The sequence below is a fragment of the Nonomuraea turkmeniaca genome (assembly GCF_005889735.1).
Lineage (GTDB): Bacteria > Actinomycetota > Actinomycetes > Streptosporangiales > Streptosporangiaceae > Nonomuraea > Nonomuraea turkmeniaca.
In genome coordinates, this window is sequence record NZ_VCKY01000397.1 from 1 (window position 1) to 5,591 (window position 5,591).

Here is a 5,591-nt window from a genome sequence, read left to right on the forward strand (position 1 = left end):
GAGAGCGCTACCGCGACGAGGGCAGCGAGGGATGCTCGGGATAAAACGCGCATGCCCGGCACTTTACGGGCAGTTTCGACCGCATATTTCCACGTAAAAGTGGATAGAACATTAAAACATCGAACCTTGACACGCGGCCGTCGCGGGTATGACCACAGCATGGACTGGGTCACCTGCGCGTATTCGGTTGCCTGCACCGGAATCGCTAGCCGGCCGTCCGGCTTCTGCCTCGCCCACCTGACACCGGAACAACTCACCGAAGCGCTCGACCAGATGTCCCCCGGCCGCCTGCTCGACCTGCGCGGCACGACCGTCACCGGCGACCTGCTGTCCAGGGTGCTGGAGGCCATCGGCGCCAGACCCGGCCGGGCCCGGCTGGACCGGGTCAGGTTCACCGGCGACGTCCGGCTGTCGGGCGTGACGTTCGCCGGCGACGTGTCGCTCGACGGGGCCAGGTTCGACCGGCTGGCCTCGTTCTTCGGCGCCCGGTTCGAGGGCAACGTGTCGCTGGCCGGGGCCAGGTTCGCCCGCGAGCTGTCCTTCCACGGCGTCACCGTGCGCGGGCACGTCTCGCTGGACCGGGCCGTGATGGCCCGTGACGCGCTGTTCAGCCAGGCGGTCTTCGGCCACGGGCTGTCCGGCGAGCGAGCCAGGTTCGACGGGTACGCCACGTTCGACGGCGCCCGCCTCGGCGACGGGGCCGCCTTCAGAGGGGCGCGGTTCGGCCGTACGTTGTCGTTCCGCAAGGTCAGCGGGCATGCCGGGTTCGAGGCCGTGCACTTCGCCGCGGACGCGTACCTGTCCGCCACCGGGCGGCTGTCGGCGACGCGCGCCCGGGCCGACGGCCTGCTGGACGTGCTGGTGGCGCGGTGCGGCGTGGACCTGCGCGGGGTGGAGGTGACCGGGGCGACCACGCTGCGGCTGACCGACTCGCAGGCGGACCTGGAGGGCGCGGTGCTGCGCGGCCCGGCCACGGTGAGCGGCCGGGGCGTCTCCACGGTGACCTCGCTGCGCCAGGTGGACGCGGCCGACCTGGCACTGCACGGGCTGGACCTGTCCTCATGCCGGTTCGCCGGGCTCGCCCACCCGGCCGGTGTCCGGGTCAAGGACTGCACGTTCGCGTTGACGCACCGCGGCATGCGGGTGAGCCTGCGCCGGCCGATGCTGCGCTGGTTCTCCCGGCGCAGCGCCCTGGCGGACGAGCACGGCGTGGACGGCGGGCCGGCCTCCGGGGTCACGCCCGACCGGCTGGCCGCGCTCTACGCCGGGTTACGGCCCAGCGACCAGGCCACGTCGGCGGACTTCGCGTTCGCGGCGATGGAGATGCGCCGCCGGGCCGGCCACCGGTGGTGGTCGTCGGTGCCGTGGCTGCTGTCCGGGTACGGCACGCGCGTGGGCCGGGCGGCGGCCTGGTGCACGCTGCTCGCTGCGCTGGCCGCGGCCGCCGTCCTGTGGGCCCCGATGCACCGCTAGAGCCGCCCGGGTCAGAGCGGCCGGGGTCAGAGCGGCCCGGGTCAAGCGGCCCGGGTCAGAGCGGCCCGCGTCAGAGCGGCCCGGGTCAGAGCTGCCCGGGTCAGAGCTGCGCTGCGATGTCGGCGATGCGGCGGAACTGGGACGGCCAGCCGCCGCCCATGATCCGGCGCGACAGCTGCTGCAGCTCGTCCTCGGGGTCGAAGCCCTCGTGGTCGAGGAACAACCTGGTGCCCTTGCCCTCGGGCTCCAGCCGCCAGGTGACCGTCCAGTCGGCCCGCTTGTGGTCGCTCCAACTGATCTTCAGCAGCTTCTCCGGCGCCAGCTCCAGCACCTCGCAGTAGACGATCCCGTCGAAGCCCACCTGCTTCTTGGGCTCGGTCCTGAACGTGAACCGGTGCCCGACCTCCGCCTTGAAGTCGTTCGGCATGAGCCACTTGGCGACAAGCTCCGGCTCGGTGAGCGCCCGCCACACCTTGGCCGGCGGGTGCGCGATGAACTGGTCGAGCCTGATCGCCCGGAGGTCTTCAACTGTCTTGTCCATGATCTTCCATTTCGTCGAGAAGGTCCGTCAGGTTGGCGAGCTTCTCCCGCCAGAACCGTTCGTACGGGGAGAGCCAGTCGCGGATCTCCATGAGCGGCGCCGCCTCCAGCCGGTAGTGCCGCTCTCTGCCCTGGCGGCTCTCGGACACCAGCCCGGCGTCCTTGAGCACCCTGAGATGCTCCGACACGCTGGGCCGGCTCATGTCGAACCGCTCGGCCAGCCGGCCGGCGGGCTGGCCGCCCTCTTCGAGCAGCAGGCGCAGCAACTCGCGCCTGGCCGGGCTGGCCAGCGCGGTGAACACGTGGTCGGCGGTCATATCTGGCTGACGACGAACCCGTTGCCGAAGGGGTCGTGGAACAGCAGCTGCCGTCCCCACGGCTGGTCGTCCGGCCCCTCGAACTCGACGCCGTTGCCGCGCAGCCGCTCGGCCAGCGCGTCGAGGTCGGGCGCGCCCACCACGAGACCGCCGATCGGCGCCATGCCGGGGAACCAGGAGGCGAGCAGGAGCGTGGTCTCCGCGCCCTTGGGGGCGACGGTGAGCCAGCGGCCCATCGGGAAGGGGTTGTCGGTGCGCACCTCGAAGTCGAGCACGCCGGTGTAGAACGCCAGTGCCCGCTCCTGGTCGGCGACGGGCACGGTGACGGTGAGGATGGAGGAGATTGGCATGTCAGCCACTATACGTAGGTTTTTTCCTACATAACAACCCGGCCGCCGAAAATCAGGGAATTCCCCGAGTGAACCCCTGAGGGCCCCCTTCGTAAACTGGGATCATGCGTATCGACGACTACGTGGCCGACCTCAACCGCGCGCTCTCCGGCCCGCACGGGCCCAAGCGCGACCTGGTCGTCGAGGCACGCGACAGCCTGACCGACACCGCCGACGCCCTCGAGGCCGACGGGCTCGACCGGGCGGAGGCGGAGCGGATCGCGGTGGCGGAGTTCGGTCCGGTCGCCGAGATCGCCCCCGGCTACCAGTCCGAGCTGACCTCCACGTCGGGGCGGCGGCTTGGCTTCCTGCTGTTCATCAGTGTGCCGATCACCGTGCTCATGTGGTCGGCGTTGTGGCGCATGTACCCCGCCGACGACGACGCCTGGCGGAACCAGCCCGAGTGGTTCTCTCCGGTCTCCCGGCTGCTCGACATCGTCCAGCTTGGCGTCGGCGTGTACGGCGGGCTCACGCTGTTCGCGCTGGGCCGGGGCGCCCGCTGGATCCGCCGGCCCCGCCTGATCACCAGGTCGCTGGGGCTGGTGGTGTGGATCTCGCTGCCGATCTGCATCGTGCTCGCCCAGATCCTCACGTACGGCACGGAAGGCGCCAACAGCCTGAGCACCGTGCCCTCCGTGCTGGCCAACCTCGTGACCGCGGCCCTGTGGGGGCTGCAGGTCTACTGCGCCGCGCGGTGCATGCGCATCACCCGGGCCTCGCACCCCTGCGCCGATCGGTCAGCCTGACGTCCGGACCTCCGCGCGCAGCACGCTGCCGATCACGGTGGTGAACTCCCGCCAGGCCGACCGCTCCCCTTCGAGCTGCCTCCTGCCCGCGTCCGTCAGGCGGTACGTGCGGCGCTTGCGCCCGCCCACGGTCGCCCACTCGCTGGACAGGTAGCCGATGCGTTCGAGCCTGCGCAGCGCCGGATAGACAGTGCCGGTGGGCACGCTCAGCGCTCCCCCGCTCCGTTCCTGCAACGCCTCGATGATGGCGTAGCCGTGCAGCGGCTCCCGCTCCAGCACAGAGAGCAGCAACGCGTCCATGTGCCCGCGCAGCGCGTCCGGATTCATGTCTCAGATCTTAGGCAACCGGTCAGCATGTAGCCAGTCTACATGTAGGCTGTCTATACGTAGACAGGCACAATAACGGAGTCGTGATGGATGTACTCGACCTGGCCCGCACGCAGTTCGCGGTAACCAGCGGGCTGCACTTCCTGTTCGTCGTGCTCACGCTGGGGCTGGCGCCGCTGGTGGCGATCATGCACACCCGCTGGGCGATCTCGGGCAGACCGCTGAACGAGGCGATGACCCGGTTCTGGGGGCAGATCTACGTCATCAACTACGCGCTGGGCATCGTGACCGGACTGGTGATGGAGTTCCAGTTCGGGCTGTCGTGGAGCGGGCTGTCGCACTACGCGGGCGACGTGTTCGGCGCGCCGCTGGCCATGGAGACGCTGGTGGCCTTCTTCCTGGAGTCCACGTTCCTGGGTCTGTGGATCTTCGGCTGGGGGCGGCTGCCGAAGTGGCTGCACCTGGCGTGCATCTGGCTCGTGACGCTGACCGCGTACGCGAGCGCCTTCTACATCATGGTCGCCAACTCCTACCTGCAGAACCCGGTCGGCTCCGTCGTGCGGGACGGGCGGATGGAGCTGGTCGACTTCGGCGCGCTGCTCACCAACAAGGCGCTGGTGTTCGCGTTCCCGCACGTGATCGGGGCCGGGCTGTTCACCGGAGCCATGGTGCTGGTGGGGGCGAGCGCGTACCAGCTGCGGCGCCGCACCGAGCACCTGGAGTTCTTCACCAAGTCGCTGCGCACCGGCGTGCTCGTGGCCGCGATCGGGATCTTCATCACGATGGGGTTCGGGTACGCGCAGTTCGCCGTGATCCCGGTCGAGGGCAAGTTCACCGGCAACGTGGGGGCATCGATCGGGCTCGCGGTCATGATGGAGTTCGGGCAGCTGCTGGGGCTGATCGTGCTGCTCGTGATGTTGCCGATGATCCGGGTCCTGCCGCGGCTGCGGTGGACGCACCTGGTGCTGATGGCGATGACGCCGCTGCCGTTCGTGTTGTCGATCGCGGGCTGGGTGGCCAGGGAGGTCGGGCGGCAACCGTGGATGATCTGGGAGAAGCTCACCGTGGCCGACGCCATGTCACCGGGGCTGACCTCGGGCATGGTCACGACCTCGCTGATCGGGTTCGTGGCCGTGCTGGGGCTGCTGGCGGTCGTCGACTACGTGCTCATCGCGCGGGTGGTCAAACGGGGGCCGCGCGGCATGGACCTGGGCGCCACCGCCTCCGACGATGCCCGTACGCCGGCTCTGAGCTTCTAGGGGTGCTGACATGGAAGTGATCTGGTTCGTTCTCTTCGCGGTGCTGCTGGTCGGATATTTCGCCCTCGAGGGGTTCTCCCTGGGGGTGGGGCTGCTGCTGCCCGCTCTGGGGAGGACACAAGCGGGGCGTGACCGTATGGTGGCCGCGGTGGCGCCGTACGTGCTGGCGAACGAGGTGTGGCTCGTCGCGGTCGCCGGGACGCTCTTCGGGGTCTATCCGCTGCTCGAAGGCGAAGTGTTGTTCGGGCTGTACCCGGTGGTGGTGGCGATGCTGCTGAGCTGGGTGCTGCGGGACGCCGGGTTGTGGTTCCGGCGCAGGATCGACGGCCGGCGGTGGCGCGGGTTCTGGGACGGGATGATCGCGTTCGGGTCGCTGGGGCTGTCGTTCGGGTGGGGCATGGCGCTGTACGCCGCCGCCACCGGGTTCCACGCCTCGCCGGTGCATCCGGTCGGGCTGATGCTGGGCGTGGTCGTGACGCTGCTGTTCGCCCTGCACGGGTGGACGTTCCTGGCGTGGCGGGCGCCCGGCGACTTCGGGGC

General features: G+C 69.9%; 8 protein-coding genes. 4 read left to right on the forward strand and 4 right to left on the reverse strand.

Annotated elements, in window-relative coordinates:
* The first annotated feature begins 159 nt into the window (after positions 1 to 159).
* A complete protein-coding gene (locus tag ETD86_RS52175) occupies positions 160 to 1,473 on the forward strand; it encodes a pentapeptide repeat-containing protein (protein ID WP_170223772.1) in 1,314 nt (437 codons plus the stop codon).
* Between the two features lie 100 nt (positions 1,474 to 1,573).
* On the opposite strand, the gene ETD86_RS52180 is transcribed toward ETD86_RS52175, so the two are convergent.
* The 3 genes from ETD86_RS52180 to ETD86_RS52190 are packed head-to-tail and all read right to left on the reverse strand — an operon-like array spanning position 1,574 to position 2,680.
* On the reverse strand, positions 1,574 to 2,014 hold the full coding sequence (locus ETD86_RS52180; protein ID WP_138674037.1) for an SRPBCC family protein: 441 nt from the start codon (positions 2,012 to 2,014) through the stop codon (positions 1,574 to 1,576).
* The gene (locus ETD86_RS52185) at positions 1,998 to 2,330 is read right to left on the reverse strand and encodes an ArsR/SmtB family transcription factor (protein WP_138674038.1); all 333 of its coding nucleotides are present in this window, start codon (positions 2,328 to 2,330) and stop codon (positions 1,998 to 2,000) included. The genes ETD86_RS52180 and ETD86_RS52185 overlap by 17 nt, the downstream gene beginning before the upstream one ends.
* A complete protein-coding gene (locus tag ETD86_RS52190; RefSeq protein WP_138674039.1) occupies positions 2,327 to 2,680 on the reverse strand; it encodes a VOC family protein in 354 nt (117 codons plus the stop codon). Before ETD86_RS52190 ends, ETD86_RS52185 begins: the two co-directional genes overlap by 4 nt.
* 104 nt (positions 2,681 to 2,784) lie before the next feature.
* On the opposite strand from ETD86_RS52190, the gene ETD86_RS52195 reads away from it, so the two are divergent.
* A complete protein-coding gene (locus ETD86_RS52195) occupies positions 2,785 to 3,465 on the forward strand; it encodes a permease prefix domain 1-containing protein (RefSeq protein WP_138674040.1) in 681 nt (226 codons plus the stop codon).
* On the opposite strand, the gene ETD86_RS52200 is transcribed toward ETD86_RS52195, so the two are convergent.
* Positions 3,457 to 3,792, reverse strand: coding sequence for a helix-turn-helix transcriptional regulator (locus ETD86_RS52200; RefSeq protein ID WP_138674041.1), 336 nt, complete (start codon positions 3,790 to 3,792; stop codon positions 3,457 to 3,459). The genes ETD86_RS52195 and ETD86_RS52200 overlap by 9 nt on opposite strands.
* A gap of 86 nt (positions 3,793 to 3,878) precedes the next feature.
* Here ETD86_RS52200 and ETD86_RS52205 point away from each other — a divergent pair, with 86 nt between their 5' ends.
* A complete protein-coding gene (locus ETD86_RS52205) occupies positions 3,879 to 5,051 on the forward strand; it encodes a cytochrome ubiquinol oxidase subunit I (protein ID WP_138674042.1) in 1,173 nt (390 codons plus the stop codon).
* A gap of 10 nt (positions 5,052 to 5,061) precedes the next feature.
* Positions 5,062 to 5,591, forward strand: a 530-nt coding sequence (locus ETD86_RS52210; RefSeq protein WP_138674043.1) for a cytochrome d ubiquinol oxidase subunit II, incomplete at its 3' end; no start/stop codon positions are given.